Annotated in this window: 19 protein-coding genes; 9 read left to right on the top strand and 10 right to left on the bottom strand. The window is 68.9% G+C overall.

What is annotated here, in order from left to right; all coding sequences use genetic code 11:
- Window positions 1-170: 170 nt before the first annotated feature.
- The 4 genes from IEZ06_RS29330 to IEZ06_RS29315 form a co-directional block, all read right to left on the bottom strand.
- The gene (locus tag IEZ06_RS29330; protein ID WP_189239922.1) at window positions 171-1,187 is read right to left on the bottom strand and encodes a ParA family protein; all 1,017 of its coding nucleotides are present in this window, start codon (window positions 1,185-1,187) and stop codon (window positions 171-173) included.
- A gap of 444 nt (window positions 1,188-1,631) precedes the next feature.
- Entirely contained in the window at window positions 1,632-1,853 is a 222-nt protein-coding gene (locus tag IEZ06_RS37355) for a PAS domain S-box protein (protein WP_189239921.1), read from the bottom strand.
- Entirely contained in the window at window positions 1,802-2,449 is a 648-nt protein-coding gene (locus tag IEZ06_RS37350) for a PAS domain-containing protein (RefSeq protein WP_189239920.1), read from the bottom strand. The genes IEZ06_RS37355 and IEZ06_RS37350 overlap by 52 nt, the downstream gene beginning before the upstream one ends.
- A 263-nt stretch (window positions 2,450-2,712) precedes the next feature.
- Window positions 2,713-2,991 carry a hypothetical protein gene (locus tag IEZ06_RS29315; protein WP_189239919.1) on the bottom strand — a complete coding sequence of 93 codons (279 nt, stop codon included), beginning with the start codon at window positions 2,989-2,991 and terminating at the stop codon, window positions 2,713-2,715.
- A 403-nt stretch (window positions 2,992-3,394) separates the two neighbouring features.
- On the opposite strand from IEZ06_RS29315, the gene IEZ06_RS29310 reads away from it, so the two are divergent.
- From IEZ06_RS29310 to IEZ06_RS29290, 5 genes are all read left to right on the top strand, one after another.
- Window positions 3,395-4,072, top strand: coding sequence for a DUF6461 domain-containing protein (locus tag IEZ06_RS29310; protein WP_189239918.1), 678 nt, complete (start codon window positions 3,395-3,397; stop codon window positions 4,070-4,072).
- Window positions 4,073-4,177: 105 nt separating this feature from the next.
- Window positions 4,178-4,804, top strand: a complete 627-nt coding sequence (locus IEZ06_RS29305) for a DUF6461 domain-containing protein (RefSeq protein WP_189239917.1) — start codon at window positions 4,178-4,180, stop codon at window positions 4,802-4,804.
- A gap of 361 nt (window positions 4,805-5,165) precedes the next feature.
- Window positions 5,166-5,930: a hypothetical protein gene (locus tag IEZ06_RS29300; RefSeq protein ID WP_189239916.1), complete on the top strand. Its 765-nt coding sequence runs from the start codon at window positions 5,166-5,168 to the stop codon at window positions 5,928-5,930.
- Window positions 5,931-6,151: 221 nt separating this feature from the next.
- Window positions 6,152-7,252: a DUF8094 domain-containing protein gene (locus IEZ06_RS29295; RefSeq protein WP_189239915.1), complete on the top strand. Its 1,101-nt coding sequence runs from the start codon at window positions 6,152-6,154 to the stop codon at window positions 7,250-7,252.
- Window positions 7,253-7,310: 58 nt separating this feature from the next.
- Window positions 7,311-8,078, top strand: coding sequence for a putative dsRNA-binding protein (locus IEZ06_RS29290; protein ID WP_189239914.1), 768 nt, complete (start codon window positions 7,311-7,313; stop codon window positions 8,076-8,078).
- Between the two features lie 137 nt (window positions 8,079-8,215).
- On the opposite strand, the gene IEZ06_RS29285 is transcribed toward IEZ06_RS29290, so the two are convergent.
- Window positions 8,216-8,677, bottom strand: coding sequence for a hypothetical protein (locus tag IEZ06_RS29285; protein WP_189239913.1), 462 nt, complete (start codon window positions 8,675-8,677; stop codon window positions 8,216-8,218).
- A 101-nt stretch (window positions 8,678-8,778) separates the two neighbouring features.
- Complete coding sequence (locus IEZ06_RS29280) at window positions 8,779-9,252, bottom strand: hypothetical protein (RefSeq protein ID WP_189239912.1); 474 nt, start codon at window positions 9,250-9,252, stop codon at window positions 8,779-8,781.
- A 166-nt stretch (window positions 9,253-9,418) separates the two neighbouring features.
- On the opposite strand from IEZ06_RS29280, the gene IEZ06_RS29275 reads away from it, so the two are divergent.
- A complete protein-coding gene (locus tag IEZ06_RS29275; protein ID WP_189239911.1) occupies window positions 9,419-12,442 on the top strand; it encodes a Tn3 family transposase in 3,024 nt (1,007 codons plus the stop codon).
- 123 nt (window positions 12,443-12,565) lie between these two features.
- Here the strand turns inward: IEZ06_RS29275 and IEZ06_RS29270 are convergent, their stop codons facing one another.
- The gene (locus IEZ06_RS29270) at window positions 12,566-13,423 is read right to left on the bottom strand and encodes a bile acid:sodium symporter family protein (RefSeq protein ID WP_189239910.1); all 858 of its coding nucleotides are present in this window, start codon (window positions 13,421-13,423) and stop codon (window positions 12,566-12,568) included.
- Between the two features lie 5 nt (window positions 13,424-13,428).
- Window positions 13,429-14,502: a flavin-containing monooxygenase gene (locus tag IEZ06_RS29265; protein ID WP_229798852.1), complete on the bottom strand. Its 1,074-nt coding sequence runs from the start codon at window positions 14,500-14,502 to the stop codon at window positions 13,429-13,431.
- A gap of 57 nt (window positions 14,503-14,559) precedes the next feature.
- Here IEZ06_RS29265 and IEZ06_RS29260 point away from each other — a divergent pair, with 57 nt between their 5' ends.
- The gene (locus IEZ06_RS29260) at window positions 14,560-14,895 is read left to right on the top strand and encodes an ArsR/SmtB family transcription factor (protein ID WP_189239909.1); all 336 of its coding nucleotides are present in this window, start codon (window positions 14,560-14,562) and stop codon (window positions 14,893-14,895) included.
- A 53-nt stretch (window positions 14,896-14,948) separates the two neighbouring features.
- On the opposite strand, the gene IEZ06_RS29255 is transcribed toward IEZ06_RS29260, so the two are convergent.
- Both IEZ06_RS29255 and IEZ06_RS29250 read right to left on the bottom strand, forming a co-directional pair.
- Complete coding sequence (locus tag IEZ06_RS29255; protein ID WP_189239908.1) at window positions 14,949-15,533, bottom strand: sigma-70 family RNA polymerase sigma factor; 585 nt, start codon at window positions 15,531-15,533, stop codon at window positions 14,949-14,951.
- A 61-nt stretch (window positions 15,534-15,594) separates the two neighbouring features.
- On the bottom strand, window positions 15,595-15,771 hold the full coding sequence (locus IEZ06_RS29250) for a hypothetical protein (protein ID WP_189239907.1): 177 nt from the start codon (window positions 15,769-15,771) through the stop codon (window positions 15,595-15,597).
- A gap of 171 nt (window positions 15,772-15,942) precedes the next feature.
- On the opposite strand from IEZ06_RS29250, the gene IEZ06_RS29245 reads away from it, so the two are divergent.
- Together IEZ06_RS29245 and IEZ06_RS29240 are read left to right on the top strand one after the other, a co-directional pair.
- A complete protein-coding gene (locus IEZ06_RS29245) occupies window positions 15,943-16,089 on the top strand; it encodes a hypothetical protein (protein WP_189239906.1) in 147 nt (48 codons plus the stop codon).
- Between the two features lie 35 nt (window positions 16,090-16,124).
- A complete protein-coding gene (locus IEZ06_RS29240) occupies window positions 16,125-17,606 on the top strand; it encodes an FAD-dependent oxidoreductase (RefSeq protein WP_189239905.1) in 1,482 nt (493 codons plus the stop codon).
- The last annotated feature ends 53 nt before the right edge of the window (window positions 17,607-17,659 follow it).

Raw genomic sequence — 17,659 nt, 5'->3', positions numbered from 1 at the left:
GTGCCGCGCTCCTGCTCCTCAGGGGTCACGGGCTCGGCGGGCGCAGAAGGCACGACGGCCTCAGTCCGGTCCGCAATGTCACTAGCGGCAACCGGCCTGCCAAAACCAGTAATTGGTTTTGGCTGCAGCCTCCGTTTCTTCTTTTCCGGAGTAGTACCAGGCGTAGACACTTATGCACTCCTGATGATCGGCGTACGCATCGCTTCTGGCCAGGCTTTGCTCCAGGCAGCCTTAATCTTGGATGTCTCAGGGTGCTCGATCTTCTTCAGCATCTGAAGAGCGATGACCTCAGCATTCTGGCAGACCTTCTGTGCCGTTTCACGCTCATTCGCGGCCAGATAGGCCGAAAGTGGCGCTTCTGCATTTTGGCTCTTACCCACCACCGTGTAATTGGGCAGACGACCATCCAGCACAGGGATGCCGAATCCCGCTATCCCTTGATTACGGTTTTCTTCAACCTGAGTGATCAGGGTTCGCTGGGTAATGCTCCGGTCCACGTACTCATTGAAGACAAGCCCGAGGACGTCCAGTTCGTCGTGACGATAGTTGTCCTTTACATCCCCCACAAGGAGAAGTGTTTCAGGGATGGCCTCGACTCCGAACTTCTCGGCCTGCGTTACGAACAGTGCACGATGAGCAGCCATCGCCGCCTGGACAGATATAAGCGATCCGCCCGGAGGCGTATCAATCAGGACAACATCCCACTCGCAGTTCGGGGCAGGCTCTCCTGTTTCGGCCGGAATCAGGAGGGCTTTGGCTAGCCGTTCCAGCTCGCTGGGTTTCCAAGCTGTAGCAGCAGTTTCCAGAGCGCGGTAACAGGAGATTAGACCGATAGTGCCGATCTTGTTGGGGAAGAGAGGACCTCCCAGGTGGAAAGCTTCCTCGGAGTCGTACCCCCAGTCGACGATCTGGATTGCTTGTGTAGCAACTCCTTCTTCGTCTGCTTCGATGACATCTACCACGGTAGGGACCGTGGGAGTGAGAATCGGTTTAGCCCCGAGACGGGTAGTACCAGTCTCAACGAGCTCCACCTTGTGACCTAGACCTATCGATGCGTTCCCCTGGGGATCGAGGTCCACCACGAGCACCCTAAGGCCGAACCTCGCGAGAGCATCGGCAAGCAGAAGGAGGAGAGTTGTTTTGCCTGCTCCTCCCTTTCGCATCATCAGAGCGATGACGTTAGCCATATGGGTGATATCTCGTTCTAGCCACGCGGAAGTTGTGGTGGGTGGCGTGATCTCAGGGAGCGTAGAAGACACCTATGTAACCTTTCTCCTTCAAGGAGAGATGGCAAATGAGGGGATCAGAACCCCTGGAAGCCCATGATAGGGGGATCTTGCCATCATGCGCTGCATGTTGGCAACAGCGCGTGAGACTACTGTCGCCCGAGGAACGTGCGATTCCCCGACTGTGTGACCGTGTGACTGTGTGGTTGTGTGAAACGCACCATGACTGACCTGCAAGCTTTACATTACTGTTACCAAACATGGTCGGTGGGACCAGAGCTTGAGAGTTTCCCCTCCTGAAAACCTGATCTTCCCCTGATCCACCCGAGCCTGCTGCTTGGCGGTGTCCAGGTCCTTAAGGCGGGTGACGGTCTGCCACTCGGCCTCATAGGCTTGGCGCAGCGCCTACTCCGCTTGGCGGCGCTCGGTGATGTCGTGCACGAAGGCGGGAAAGGCCCACTCGCCCTCGTTCTCGCGGGTGGCCCACACCACGATCTCAATGGGGAACTCACTGCCGTCGGGCCCGGCCCCGGCCAGCTCCAGCCTGCGGCCCAGCACGTTCGACTGCCCCGTGGTCAGGCACCGGATCCGGCCGAACTGATCGGCCCCGCGGTAGCGCTCCGGCACGATCGCCTCGTGCACAGCACCTGCTCACTCGCGCGGCCGAACATGCGCGCGGCCGCGCTGTTCCACTCGGTGATGTGCCCGGCCGCGTCAGTGGAGATGAAGCCCTCCACGGAGGCGTCGACGATCTGCTGCAGCCGATCCCGGCCGGCCTGAGCGGTGTCGCGGACCTTGCGGCGGTCGGCCATCCGGCCCAGCTGGTAGTCGATGGCCGCCATCACCCGCAGCAGCAGCTCGTCCCGGGGGATCACCTGCTCGGAGAAGAACTGCAGCACCGCCACCACGCCGTCGACTGCGATGACCGGGAAGGCGAAGACCGCCCGCACGCCCGGGTCGCGGCTGCCCAGCAGGCGCACCACCAGCGGATCGGTGATCATATCGCGTGACCAGACCGGCTCGCCGGTGGCCGCGAGCTGGCCGATGACACCGGTCCCGGCCGTGAAGCGGGTGGTGGCGGCGATCTCGCGCAGCACCGGGAAGTCCTCGATCGGCCCAATCCAGATGCTGGCCGAGACGAATGCCTCACCGTCGGCGGCCGGCACGCTCAGATGCCCCAGCGGCCAGCCGGTCCCTCGCACACCGCCGATAATGTTGCGCACGCGGCTTCTTCCAGGTCATCGGTGGCGCTGGCCACCGCGGTGATGTCATCGATCAGTGAGACCAATGCCAGCTCCCGCTGCACGCTTATCGGCATTGCGTCCCCTCGGTTGACCGATGCCGCAGCCGACGCGGCCGTCCACCCTCAACCTATCGCTTTCGCGTCCAATTGATTACTTAAAGTGATCAATGGGGGCGTGGAGTGAGCGATGATGTGCGGGGAGCGCAGAGACTGGCCTGCCGACCCGCGGCACCGCAGGGAAGATCACCGCGTCGCGGTTGGCTGTACCCGTTCAGGCACCGGGGCAGCGGCCAGGCTCACCGCCCGAAGGTCCGCGGTCGGAGCAAGGTCCAGCAGGCTGAGAACGTCCTGCGGACCCGCTTGCCGCTCACCCGCAGGAGCAGGCGCCTCCTGCTTGGCCGGGCACAGGCAGTACCCGCGCTCGACGATCAACCGGCCCCGGAGCGGCGTGTAGGCGGCCGCATCACCCGCCATCATCACCCGGGAGCACGAGCGGCACGTCACCGGCTCGGGAATCTGCATACCGCCTCCTGCCACCCGCGAGAAGTCACCCTCCCGCGGCGCGGACGGATCCCCAACAAGAACATCCACCCATCACAGCAGGGCCGTTCTTGAAATGGCCTGAAGCACGTTGACGAGATCCCGTCCGATCACTCCGATCGGACGGGATCTCGTTGTTTCTCCGGATGGTGTGACCGTCGGCGGGCTCTTCCGAGCGGGTGTGGCGGCCGTGGAGAAGGGTGCCGGCGGTGTGCGGTCACTGCGAGCGCAGACGGGGTGATCAGCGGGTGAAGCGTGCGCGTAAAGATCATTTGCTGAGCCCTGCAGAGTCAGCAGAAAGCTAGGGGTGCGGACGGCCTGGCCGGTTCCGCCGCGCCTCTGAGATGATCTCGACGATCCGTTCCGCCGAGCGAAGGGGCCCTGCGTGACCACCGGACAGCCGCCGACCGCTGACCTGCGCGAGTACTACCGGCGACTGATGAGCAGCGTGCAGTGGCTCAGTGAGGGCATGTGCTGGACGGCGGTGGTCCCCGATGACGGACGGGCGCTCACCCTGGACCAGGTCGCCGCCCGGCTCGCCGGGAACACGCCCTACCGGCTGCACGAACCGGCGTCGCTCGAGGCCGTCGGGCCGCCCGAACGCGACGCCTATCCCGTGTTCGTCGGCTGGTACGGTTCGACCACCGTTCTCTTCGAGTGGGACTACCTCGGGACGGAGCCCGTCGTGCTGCGGCGGCTCAGTGTGGGAGCGCGCGTCTACAGCGCTTGGTGGAACGTCAACGCCAACAATCAGCTGAGCTTCGCGGCCGGAGGCGAGCACCTCCTGGCGATCGACGGGATGTTCCCCGGGCAGCAGGAAGACCATGCCGGCCTGGCCCGGTGGCCCGAACTGCAGGCGATGACGGACTTCTTCGTCGAGCCGGCGCCCGAGGACCTCGACGAGGACGAGGATGACGACGACCTCGGTGGCCGCGTCGACTACGACTGGAGGGCCGCCTTCCTCGCGGTCATCGACGACACCACCGGGGCGCGGTTGACTGACGAGTGGCTGGAGCAGCCGCATCCCTACGTGACGGTCCGCATGCCCGACGCAGCACGCTGAACCCCCGGACGCGCAGTCGGGAAACGATCACGACCATCGAAGACGCTCCGTAACCCGCCATCCGGAGGGAGCGTCTTGCGGAACGCCCCTCATCGAGAGGCAGCCATGCAGTCACGGACCCACCTGTACGACCTTCTGGTCTCGACCATCTTCACCGAAGAGCTCGATGCCGAGATGGACCTGTGGGCGCTGGGATTCTGCGCCCTGTGGATCAAGGGGGCGGACCTCGGCACCCTCGCCCCGGCCTTCCATCTGGACCTCGCCACCCGCACCCCCTGCCACCTGAGCGAGATCCTCGACCACCACCTCGACGACGGCTCCCGCTGGGTGGCCGAGGTCAACGGCTGGATCGGGATCGTGCCGACACTTTTCGACGACGACGCGTCCCTGATGTCCGTCACCCAGGGCGGCCGTCAGGCCCTCAGCTTCAGCATGGACATCCACGGCAGGGAGTACTTCAAGTACGCCCGTGACGGGCGCATGATCGTCTCCTTCGAGCCTAACTGGCCTGATCGGAGGTTCGGTGACGATCCGCACGCGCTCGACCACCTGATGGACGGACTGCGCTTCCAGATCACCGATGATGACGTCGACCCCGTGGAAGCAGACGAGAGCGTCAGCTCCGCCTTGGCGCTGATCGGACGGATCACCGAAACCGACATCGCCACCGACTGGTTCCAAGCGCGGCATTCGCGCATCAGCGACCCCTCCTGGCGCCCACCCAGGCCTTGAATGCACGGCCGACTAGGGAAACGATCATCTTCATCTTGGGAAGCGATCAATGATTCCCTGACTCGTCCGCAGGTCAGGGCCACTCGTGAAACCCCAGCAGCCGGTCTCCACAGTTGCCGGGTACGGTCCGGGCACGAGCGCGGTCACGCCCCACGGCAGGCACCCAGCGGCCAGAGCAGACCCCTCTTACGCCATCGGCGCTCTGCTTCGAGAGAGTGGCTGTCCTCTTGGCTCAGGTCGCTGAGCAACCCAGCTCCGTAGCTCAGGTCCAGTGAGAATGGCTCACTTCAAGTGAGAAGGGACAGCTCGCGATCACCGAGGAGCGATACGAATCTCGATGGTGTACGTATCATACGTACGCATGCCGCCTCGGAAGGTTCACCTAGTCTCCGATCGCACTTGTCGTCTCGCGACAGATGCGATCCTTGACCGCCGTCGCCGGGCTGAGGATCCCGATCTGGAACAAGCCTCGTCGGACCCGATTGCCCTGGTCACGTATGTTCTGACGCATCATCGGATCTCCCGCCGTCAGGTTCGGGCGGACGTTCTTGATGCGCTGGTTCTCCTTGAATGGGCTCGCCCGCGTGTACCGGCTGTCCCTGGTGCGCTCGACCGGCTCGAGCATCGGCTGCTGGAGCTGGGCATCGAGATGGGCCTGTCCCTAACTGAGATGGGCCGCGTCTTGGGGCGGTTGAGCAAGACGACGGTACACACCCGGTTGATGCGCGGTCGAGCTGTGGCTGCCGGCCTTCCTTCCAACGAAAAAGCCTGGTTCGCGCAGCGCCGTGGTGATGCGTGGCTCACCACCAACGCCAAACGCTTGCTCTCGCTCGCCGTCCGCCTACCGCCGTACGCCGAGCATGTCGATGACGAGGATCTCGCCGACAGCCTCTACGAGCTTGGTGAAAGCATCGCGTTGCTTTCTCCGGTCACGACCACAACTGACTCCTCGGAGATAGCTGCTGCTGATCTACCGCAGCTACGCGTCATCGCCGCCCGCCTGCGCGTACTGATGCGCGAGCTGGCTCACCCCGACTACAGCGATCTACGCAGTCCGTTCGATCCGCTGTTGCAGGACCTCATCCCCTTGATCACTGAGCACGAGGACCTGATCCGGTACACCTGACTCTTTCCTCTTCCGTTGGACCGCTCTGCACACCCTGGAGGGAAACGACAGCCCGTTCGTGACGATCTTTCTTTCGCCCTCTATCGCTATGTCAAATTTTCTGACTAATCTTGTCAGATAGCGGTCATGGGGATGAGTCCACATCCGAGCTTCCGCAGCGCTCACTCTCCCCATGGCCGTCTTGTGACCGGACATCAAGGACTCGCGGCGAGGAGATAGCGATGAACCGTCGCAGATGGCACCGCAACTGGCACCGCTGGATCGCAGCGGGCGGCATGCTCACCATGGCGGTCGCCTGCACGACCGCGACAGCCACGCCGCCGCCTCCGCCAGCGACGTCCTCACGCGCGTCGCCGCCGACGGCAGCTCCCGTGCCGCAGCTCACCGCGGCGGTGACGGAGAAAATGGCCCGCCGGATCCACGACCGGTACTGGCGGCTGATCACGCGATCGGCCGCGACTGGTGGCACCGGTCTCAGCGATGCCGAGGCGGGGCTGGCGCTGCAGCTCACCCGCGCCCACTACCGCATCCAAGCGCTCCAGGGCGCTCCCGTTGCCCGACCCCGACGGGTGACCGGCGTCCGCTTCTACATCCCGCGCATCACCCCCGGAACTGGCGGTTCGCCTTGGTTCGTCTCGGATCTGCGGCGCGCGGGCGGAGGCCGTACCCAGATGGTCTATGCCCTGACCCGCAGCGGCTGGCGGGTGATCGCCGGTACCACCATGCGCACGACTTCCCTACCCCGGATCGCGCTCGACTCCCACGGCCTGGCCACCTCCATCACCGCGGACGCAGCTGGGTTGTCGGTGTCGCCGCGCCGCGTAGCCCGCGCCCACGCCTCAATCCTCAGCCTCGACCCCAGGGCTACCAGCGCCCAGGACGACGGGAAACTCGCGCGGATCATCGGGCCTGCGGCTTACACGACGCAGGCCGCCGCCGATACCCGTGCTGAACAGCGGGCTCTTCGGGGCCAGTGGACGATGGCGATCGACGTCGACGTCGCACCGACGCTGTATGCACTGCGTACGCACGATGGAGGCGCGGTGGTCTGGTATGCCCTGCGGGAACGAATGATTCTCTGCTCCTTGACCAATCGTCAACCGATCTCCTTCAACCGGCCGAGCACCGCAGCGCTCAGCAAGGGCCGACTCTTCCACGAGCAGGCCATGGCGAAGGCGGCCGGCTGGTACGTCGCCGCCATTCCCCCAGCGAGCTCTTCCTCGACGGCGAACGGCCGCGCCACGGTCCTGGGGGACTGGCACTCCTACCTGTCGGTCACCGACACCGTCCCCGGCGGCGGCTGCACCCCCCGCCAGGGATAATCGACAGCAACGGGCACGACGCGACCGATGACTGTGCGCCCTGGCACAGTGGATCCCCATGAGCATCGACGAACCACGGCAGCGGTCCGAGCAGCCTCCGCCGTCGCGCCGCCGCGGCGCCCTGGCCGCCACCCGCTCCGGTCACCAGGAGAACGAGCGGAGCTTCTTCTGCCGGATCTGCCAGCGTTCCGAGCGCGGCATCTGGGTGCCCGCCGGCTGGTACCTGCTGGAACGCGCGCCCGGCGGCCGCGGTCGACACCTGCGGCTCGGGCTGTACTGCAGCGTCACCTGCCTGATCCAGGCCGGCCAGATGCTGGAGGAGGGCGCCGCCGCGCACGCCCAGCGCATGAGCCTGCCGAGTGAGGAGGATCGGCGCCGGGAGCGGCAGCGGGTCGTCGATGTGGCCCAGACCCTCTTGAGCGACGGGATGAGCGTCCGCCAGGCCGCCGACTCCCTCAAGGTACCGACGTTCACGCTGAGGACGTGGCTGAAGGAGGCGGGCATCCGCATCGACCAGGCCGCCGCCGCGCAGGAGGCGGCCCGCATCGCGGTGGCCACCACCGCGGTGTCGGCGGGGGAGCCGTTGACGGTCGAGCACCATCCGATCAGTGTGCTGAACGAGCAGGAGCAGCAGGGCCGTATCAGCCCGTTGGAGTGGCAGGTGACCTCCACAGGACCGTCGCATGCCCCGGCGTTCACCGCCACCGTCAGCACGCGGATCATCACCGATGACCGGAGTGTGTCTGCGACCGGGACGGGGGCGAGCAAAGCGGCCGCCCGGGCGGCGGCCGCCGCGGCGCTGCTGAGCGAACTCACCGCTTCGTAACCGGCGCGCACCATCGCGGCCGCCCGGGGCGCAAAGCCTGGCGTGCCGTTGACCGTCTCGCCCATCGCCGGCCGCGCTGCTGCCAGCCTGACAAGCCTGGGGGAGGGCCGCGTCGCCGTTAGGCGGTTGCCACCGGTTCACGGCCCGGCATAGATCCTGGGGACGCGCCGGTAGTCCTCACCCTCGATCGGGCGGACGTCCATGGCGGCCGCCCGATCCTCGATGAGACGCGGGTGGCGCGGCCCGGGGGCGGGGTCGCAGATCACGCGGGAGGTCAAGGCCCACCAGGTGTTGCCGCCTCGGCGCCACCGGCGCAGGAACGCCACGTGCCCGCGGCAGATGACCAAGGGCGGCAGGACCAACCTGACCGCCGGGTCATCGCGGAGTTGCTGGTAGGACTCGGTGGCCAGCTCGCTGATGTCCTCATACGGCAGGTGCTTGTCGGTGAGGAAGGGCTGCGGTGGTTCCTGCTCACCCGTGACGATCCAGCTGATGTGCGCCCACCGGCGGCCCTCGGCCCACCAGCGGCCCGTCAGGAAGACCGGGTTGGTCCCGTAGAGCACCAGTGGCGGCACCGGGAGCGGCTCAGTGTCATGCACGCGTCCGACCGTATCGCCTCATATCGCACACACATTCGATCTCGTGGGGTGTCGATCGTTTTTCCCGCAGGCCCGTCAGCTCTCGTTGGGTTCGATCCGGTTCAGCCCTTGCCAGGCAGCGAGCGGGCGCCGGACCGCTCGGGCCACGACATGATCATCTGTGTCGCGCGTTTGACGATGACGTGTCCGGCGGGCAGCTCATCGGCCGGGGTACCTGCGGGGTAGACAGTGAGGGTGGGGCGAGCGGTCCGGTCGTGGTCCTCGGCGTGGATCTGCGCGGCGAGCCGCGCGGCAAGGGTGCGGCCGCCGGGTCCGTGGCCGATCGCACCGAGCTCGAGCCGGGCAGGGGCGTCATCGGCCGCATCGGGCAGGCGGTGCCAGGCGAAGTAGGCCGGGGAGTCGCGTTCGATCAGCGCCGGGCTCTTGGCCGGGATACCCGGCCTGACGCGGCCGGCCTCCATGGCGGAGGGCTCAGCGGTGAGGCGGCAGGTGCCGGGCTCGGCGGCGGCCAGGTGCAGCCATACCCCGTGGATCCTGCTGGCCGGCCTCCACCCCGCTCCAGGGGGGCAGACCAAGTAAGCCGGAAAGGGGCCAGCTGCAGGTCAGCAGTCCTATCAATGCCTGAGGTGTAACTGTTTGCGCTGACTTGATTACGGTTCGGCGAACACTGGGACGCACCGTGATCACCTGTCGCTATGGTGTGCGGGTTCTGGAGACGATCAAGCCGGAAAGGACTCGCCGGTGACGTCGATCGAGCGGACCGCCTACCCGCAGTTCAAGCGCCTGACTTCGGCGCGGGTACTGCACGTGTTCTTCACCCCGACCGCCGAGGAGGTCGACTGGGCACGAGAGCGGGCCGCCGAGCCGCAGGCGCTGCTGGCCGTGGTCGTGGCGCTGAAGTGCTTCCAGAAGATGGCGCGTTTCCCCTCTCGGCAGGAGGTTCCCGAGGTCGTTGTCGACCACGTGCGGCGCTGTCTGGGCTTGGCTGAGGAGGTGGAGCCGGATCTGGGGGCCGGGCGCACCGCCAAACGGCACCGCAGCCAGATCCGGGCCCGTCAGGGGGTGGCCTACGACCAGGGGCGGGCCCGGGTGATTGCCGCCGAGGCCATGGGCAAGGCGGCGCTGGCGAAGAACAACCCGCCGGATCTGATCAATGTCGCGCTGGAGCGCTTGATCGAGGAGTCGCTGGAGCTGCCGGGCTTCACCACGCTGGATGAGATGGCCACCCGGATCCGGGCGCGGGTCAACGCCGAGATCTTCGCCCGCGTGGTCGGGCGGATGGGTCCCGAGGGCCGTGAGCGCATCGGAGCTCTGCTGACCACGGCCGGCCCGGACGGGCGGACGCTGTTCAACCGGCTGAAGAAGCCGGCGCAGCGGGCGAGCTGGACGCGCTTTCGCAGGCAGGCCGACTATCTGGACGAGATCGACGCCCTCGGTGACACCGGGACATGGCTGGAGGGCATCGCGCCGTCGAAGATCGCTGATTTCGCCGGGGAGGCCGACGCCCAGGACGCCGACACCCTGTCGCGTTACGACCCGGTCAAGGCTCTGGCGCTGCTGGCGTGCTTGGCGCACATCGCGCGGATGCGGGCCCGCGACGACCTGGCGGAGATGTTGTGCAAGCGGGTGGCGGGCAACCTGAAGCGGGCCCGGGCAGCGCTGGAAGACATCCGCGAGCGCCAGCGCACGGTCAGCGAGAAACTGATCGGCACCTACCGCACCGTGCTGGAGCACCTGGACCCCGACGGCCCCGAGGCCGCCGGAGGGGTGGAGCGAGCGGTGGCCGCGGTACAGCAGGCCGGCGGCTTCGGCGCGCAACTGGCCGACATCGAGGCGGTGGCGGCCTTCCACGGCGACAACTACGAGGTGCTGGCGCACCGGTTCTTCGCCAAGGACCGATCCGTCATGTTCGACCTGGTCGCGAAGCTGGAGTTCAAGGCCACCTCGGCCGACGACTCGGTGCTGGTGGCGCTGGAGCACGCGTGCGCCCATGAGGGCTTGCGGCGCGACTTCATCTCGATGCCGCCACCGGTCGATGCGGCCGGTGACCCGGAGTCGGGGATCATGTTCGCCTCCGGCAACTGGCGGCGCGCGGTCACTGACCGGCGCCGTCCGGGCATGGTGGCGCGCCGGCATTTCGAGGCGATGGTCTTCACCTACCTGGCCGAGGACCTGCGCACCGGTGACATCGCGGTGGCCGGCGCGGGCGAGTACGCCGACTGGAGCGCCAACCTGTTGCCCTGGGAGCAGTGCGAGCCGCTGCTGGAGGGTTTCTGCGCGCAGGTGGGCCTGCCGGATACGGCGGCCGGGTTCGTCGCTCAGCTGCGCGGGGCGCATCTGGCCGCGGCCGCGCGCCTGGACGCCGGGTACACCGACAACACCGATCTGGTCATCGCCGAGGACGGCACCCCGACCGTCAAGCGGCGGCGCGGCCAGGAGACGCTGAAGGCCGCGGAGAACCTTCAGGCGGCGATCGAGCGGCGCATGCCCGAGCGTTCGCTGCTGGGAATCGTGGCGCGCACCGCGCACTGGCTGGGCTGGCACCACCACTTCGGGCCGGCCTCGGGATCGGACCCGAAGATCTCCGACCCGTTGTTCCGGTACGCATTGGCGATCTTCACCGGCGGGATCAACCTGGGCCCGTACGAGGCGGCCAGGCACCTGTCCGGAATCTCGGCGCGGGAGTTGTCGATGGTCCGCAACCGGCACATCACCATCGCCAAGCTGAACGCCGCCATCGCCTCCGTCGTCAACGCCTTCGCCGAACTCGACGTGGTCAAGGCGTGGGGCGACGGGACCGCGGTGGCGGCCGACGGCACGCATGTGGAGACCTACATCGACAACCTGCTGGCGGAGACCTCGATCCGCTACGGAGGAGTGGGCGGCATCGCCTACCACTACGTCGCCGACACCTACGTGGCCTTGTTCTCCCGGTTCATCCCGTGCGGGGTGTGGGAGGCCGTCCACCTGATCGAGGGCCTGCTCGCCAACCACTCCGACGTCCAGCCGAGGACCGTGCACGCCGACACGCAAGGCCAGTCGTTCCCGGTCTTCGCGCTGGCCACGCTCTTCGGGTTCGACCTGATGCCGCGCATCCGCAACTTCAAGGACCTGATCTTCTTCCGCGCCGACTCCCGGCTGACCTACCCGCACATCGACGCGCTGTTCGGCGACCGCGGCCGCAACGTGGTCGACTGGGAGCTGATCGAGCGGCGCTGGCGGGATCTGATGCAGGTGGCGATCTCCATCAGCGAAAACCGGCTGAGCTCGGCGACGCTGATGCGGCGGCTGCGCTCCAACTCCCGCAAGAACCGCATCTACAAGGCGTTTCGGGAGGTCGGCCGCAGCGTGCGCACGGTGGCGCTGCTGCGCTATCTCGCCGATCCGGCACTGCGCTCCCGGGTGACGGCGGCGACCAACAAGGTCGAGTCCTACAACGCGTTCTCCCAGTGGCTCTCCTTCGGCAACAACGGGGTGATCGCCCACAACGACCCCGACGAGCAGGAGAAGCTGATCAAGATGAACACCCTGCTGGCGAACCTGGTGATCTTCCACAACGCCCTGGACCTGATGGACGTGGCGCGCACGCTGGTCGCCGAGGGCTGGCCCATCACCGCCGCCGAGCTCGGCGCGATCTCGCCGTACCTGCGCGCCCACATCCGCCGCTTCGGCGCGTACGCCACCGACGAGATCGCATGCGAGCCGGCGGCGTTCAACCCCGAGCTCAAAGAGATCGATTTCGCTGCGGTCGGCCTGGCCGCGTGATCACACTGCTCCTCCTGGGCATGATCGTCACCCGGCCGCTCGCCGTCGGCCGCCGTAAAGGTGCCCACGCGGAATGACTGTCAGTGACTTCGAGGGGTGCTGGACCTTCTTCCTACCGGGGGGTCACGTGATGGAGACGAGGCGACGGTCGACAGCCCGGAAGGCCACAAGGGCCAGGCCGCAGGCGGCATACATGACCAGGCCGTAGGCCAGCACGGTGAGGCCGACTTCGGCGGGGTGGGTGGTCAGGTTGGCGATCAGCAGGGCCAGGGACAGGTTTCGGACGGCGGTGGTCATCGCCACCGTCCGCCGGGCCGGTCGATCGGGCAGGCCAGGGGTGGCATAGGCAGCCAGGCACACGGTCGTCAGCGCGGTGAACGCGGCGAACGCCGTTACCGGCAGGGCGCTGAGCTCATCGGCAGTGGTGGCCAGCAGGTAGGCCACCATGGCCACCAGTAGTACATCGGCGATACGGCGGCTGATCGCTGCGGCCCGGTCGGCTGCGGTCGGGTGACGGGAGCGCAAGGCCATCCCGAGGGCCAGGGGGATCAGCTGCCCGGCGAGCATGCCCAGCACCTGCGGGCCGCCGGTCGTGGCGGCGGGGGCGCCGCCGTAGGAGGTGAGCGCGCTCCAGGCGGGCACCGCGGCCAGGCCGAGCACGGCCAGGGCGCCCTGGAGGCCGACGGCCAGCGCCAGATCACCGCGGGCGTGGGCGGCCAGCAGGGCTCCGGTTCCGCCTCCGGGTGCGGCGGCGGCCAGGACGATCCCGTAGCCGATGGGGCCCTGCAGGCCCAGGACGGTCACGATGAGCAGCGCGACGGCCGGGATCACGACGACGTTGACGATCAGCGCGGCGGCCAGCGCGCCGGGGCGGCGCACCAGGCGGGTGAAGGCCTCGCGGGTCAGGCCGGTGCCGATGGTCAGCATGGTCGCCGCCAGCAGCACCACCAGCCCGCCGGTGACCGGCATCGAGTCGCTCACCGGCGCTACGCCCCAGCCCGGGCGCGTGTGCTGCGGCGGGCTCGCAGATGGCGGGCCAGGTGCCGGGCCAGGTGCGCGGCGTCGCGGCCGACGCCGCGCAGGGTGTTGGAGGCGGGGGTGCGCTGCCATTCCAGGCCGAGGAAGCCGAGCCCGGGATGAACGGTGGACATCCCGCCGCGCTGGCGGGGCCGGCCGGAGGAGTCCAGGACGCCGCCGAGGGCGTGCAGGTAGGGCAGGTGAGGCCGGTAGCCGGTGGCGAAGACGACCGCGTCGACGTGCTCGCGGGTCCCGTCGGCCCACACCACGGCGTCGTCGGCGAAGCCGGTGAACATCGCCCGCCGGGTGATGCGGCCGTCGGCCAGGGCGCGGCGGTAGCGGCCGTCATCGAGCACCGGCACGGCCGGCGGGGCGTCGGCCCGGCGGGCGGGCAGCCGGTCGAAGCCGGTGATCGCGAACCAGAAGTGCAGGTCGCGGCCGAGGGGGCGCTGGTCGACGAAGCGGATCGGTGCCCGGGTGGCCAGGGTGACCGCGGCGACATCCGCCAGATCGTGGGCGATCTGGACGGCGGAGTTGCCGGCGCCGACCACCACGACGCGCTTGCCCGCATGCGGGGCCGGGTTGCGATAGGCGGCGGCGTGCAGGATCTGCCCGGTGAAGGTCTCCTGGCCGGGCAGGAGCGGCAGGTGCGGGTTGCCGAAGGAGCCGCTGGCCGCGATCACCGACGGCGCCGACAGGGCGGTGCCGTCGGTGAGCTCCACGATGAAGCCGCCGCTGTCGGCGCGTACGGCGGTGACGCGGGCGCCGGTGCGGATGTCGGCGTCCAGGCGGGCGGCGTAGCGCTGCAGGTAGGCGACGACCTCGTCGCGATGCGGATAGCGGTCCGCATCGCCGTCGAAGGGCGCGCCGGGCAGGGCGCTGTAGCGGGCCGGGGAGAACAGGGTGAGGCTGTCGTAATAGCGGGCCCAGGAGCCGGTGGGCTGCTCGCCCGCCTCCAGGACGACGGGGATGAGGCCGGCGTTGCGCAGGGCTCGGGCGGCGGCCAGGCCGGATTGGCCGCTGCCGATGACGATGGTGTCCATGCCGCGCATCATATCGTTAAATCTATAAATGACAATATGATGGGGTAGGATCGTCCCATGGAGATGGGAAGCGACATCGAGTTGACGGATGCGGCCCGCGGCTTCCTCAAGGCCCTGGCCAGCGACACCCGCCAGCAGATCCTCCTGCTGTTCGCCGGCGGGATCGAGCTGACCGTGGGCCAGGTCGCCGAGCGCATGGAGCTCGCCCAGTCGGCCACCTCCACCCACCTGGCGACCCTGCGCGACGGCGGCGTGCTGGCCTCGCGCCGCGAGTGGAAGACCGTCTACTACCGCGCCGACCCGGCCCGGATCGGCCAGGCATTGGCCGACCTGCAGGCCTGCCTGCGGGCGTGCTGCCCTCCGGCCGACTGCTCATCCGGCGCCTGCGGGTGAGACCAGCCCACTCGTGCACTGGCCTGCCCGTGCACCGGTGCGATCCTGGCCGGTCAGCCGCTGCACGGGCACGCTCCCGCGGGCCGCACCTCACGCACGTCGCCGCGGGCGTCCGTCTCCACCCGGCAGCAGGCCGTCAGCAGGGTGCGCAGCCGGGCGCGGGCCCGCTGGACGCGGGACTTCATCCCGGGCACCGAGATGCCGAGCCGCCGGGCGGCCTCGGCCTGGGTGACGCCTTCGTAGTCGACGAGGGCGATGGCCTGGCGGTCGCGCTCGGACAGCCGCTCCAGCATCGGCGCCAGGCATCCGGCCAGCGCGCTCAGGGCGCCGGGGTCGGCCGCCTCGGCGGTCAGGCTGCGGTCGAAGGCGGCCCGATGCTGGGCCCGGCCGGCCGCGGCGGCCGCGCGGTGGTGGTCGATGATCGCGTTGCGGGTGATCTGGTAGACCCAGGCCTCCAGCCGCCCGGCCTCGCGCGGGCCGGCGGCGGCGCGGCTGATGCGCAGCAGGACCTCCTGGACGATGTCCTCGGCGTCGGCGGGCCGGTCGATGCGGGCGGCGACGAAGGCGACCAGCCGGGTGCGCAGCTGCGCGCTCGCCGCCGTGGCGGCGTCGGCGGCCGGTCGGGTGGGTGTCGTCACGGTCGTGTCCTTCCTGCCCCGCCCGGGGCCGAGCCGGTCGGCCCCGGGCGGGTGTGCGGGGTTATCGGCAGCCGCAGCTGCCGGGCGCCTCGGCGGCCGAAGCGGCGTCGGCCGGGGTGCCGCAGCAGGCGCCCTTGTCCTCGGGCGCGCAGCAGGTCTGCAGCGCGGCAGTCGAGCAGCAGGCCGCGGCGGGCGTCTCGGTCGCGGGGCTGGCCGGGGTGGTCTCGGTGCTGGTCATGGCGGATCGTCCTGTTCTTCGGGTGAACAACGTCACTGAGGTAGACGGTGCACTCCGGAAATGGATGCACCGGGGACCTGCCTGCTTTGGCCGCCACCTAATTTGACATCTCTCTAATCAGAGTGGCAGGCTGAACACTGCTTAGACAACCTTCGAAACACGAGGTGTGAGATGCGCCCCCTGCTGCGCCGCCGCCCGGCTCCCGCGACGTCCGCGACCGTCTCCTTCGACGAGGCCACCGGCACTGTCTGCGATCGCGCCTGCCGGGCCGAGACCGTCATCGAGCGCGCCCGCACCGCCGCCTGGCTCGCTCGCTGAATCCCGACGACCACCCGAACCCGAAAGGAACGATCATGAGCAGTGGATGCTGCGGCCCGGCCACCCCCGCCGAGCAGAGCGCGCAGGCCGTACCGGCCGCCCAGGTCATCGCGGCCGAGCAGGCCGCCCGCGACGAGCAGGTCGTGCTCTCACCGCAGCTGGGCCATCTGCCCGTCGTGGTGATCGGTGCCGGGCCGGTCGGCCTGGCCGCCGCTGCCCATCTGGCCGAGCGTGGCCTGGCCTTCCTCGTGCTGGAGGCCGGATCCCGGGTGGGCGCCTCGATCAGTCAGTGGGGGCACGTGCGGACCTTCAGCCCGTGGAAGTACGACATCGACCCCGCCGCCCGCCGCCTGCTGAACGCCCACGGCTGGGACGCTCCGGACCCCGACTGGCTGCCCACCGGCGCCGAACTCGTCGAGCGGTATCTGGACCCGCTGGCCGCCCACCCGGTGATCGCCCCGTACCTGCGTCTGAACGCGCAGGTGACCGGGATCAGCCGGGCCGGGTTCGACCGGGTCCGCAGCCTCGGCCGCGAGCACGCCCCGTTTTTGATCCGCCTGGAGACCGGTGGGGAGATCGCCGCCCGCGCCGTGGTGGACGCCTCCGGCACCTGGAGGACCCCGAACGTGCTGGGTGCCTCCGGCCTGCCCGCCCGCGGCGAGCACGCCGCGGGCGGGTTCGTCGACCACGCGCTGCCGGACGTGCTCGGCGCCGACCGCGACGCCTACGCCGGCAAGCACACCCTGGTGGTGGGCGCCGGGCATTCGGCCGCCACCACGCTGCTGGCCCTGGCGCAGCTGGCCGAGGAGGTCCCCGGCACCCGCATCACCTGGGCCATCCGCGCCGGATCGGCGGCCCGCACCTACGGCGGCGGTGCGGCCGACGCGCTGCCGGCCCGCGGCGCGCTCGGCACCCGCCTGCGCGCCCTGGTCGAGTCCGGCCGGATCACGCTGCTGACCGCCTTCTTCACCCACGAGGTGAGCGTGGACGGCGAGAGCGTGACGGTGATCAGCCGCGACCCGTCGGGCGTCGAGCAGAAGGTCGTCGCGGACCGGATCGTGGCCGCCACCGGCTACCGTCCCGACCACGCCATCGCGAGCGAGCTGCGCCTGGACCTGGATGCGATCCTGGGCTCCACCCGGGCCCTGGCGCCGCTGATCGACCCCAACCACCACTCGTGCGGCACCGTGCCTGCGCACGGCGCCGCCGAGCTCGCCCACCCGGAGGCCGGCTACTACGCCGTCGGCGTCAAGAGCTACGGCCGCGCCCCGACGTTCCTGATGGCCACCGGATATGAGCAGGTCCGCTCGGTGGTCGCGGCCTTGGCCGGGGACTGGGCGGCCGCCCGGCAGGTGCAGCTCGACCTTCCCGAGACGGGCGTGTGCTCCTCGAACCTGGCCGAGGCCCAGGAGGCGCGGGTCGGGCTGGCCACCGGGATCAGCGGCGGCCTGCTGGCCACCCCGCTGCCCCTGGCCGGGGTGTCCGCCACCACCGATGGCGGCGGCTGCTGCGGCTGAAGCCGCACCTACCGGCCCCGCACCACGACCAGTCGAAGAAAGGCGAGATGCGG

The sequence above is a fragment of the Planomonospora antibiotica genome (assembly GCF_014647955.1).
In the GTDB taxonomy this organism is placed as follows: domain Bacteria; phylum Actinomycetota; class Actinomycetes; order Streptosporangiales; family Streptosporangiaceae; genus Planomonospora; species Planomonospora parontospora.
This window is presented reverse-complemented; position numbering and strand designations above follow the sequence as displayed.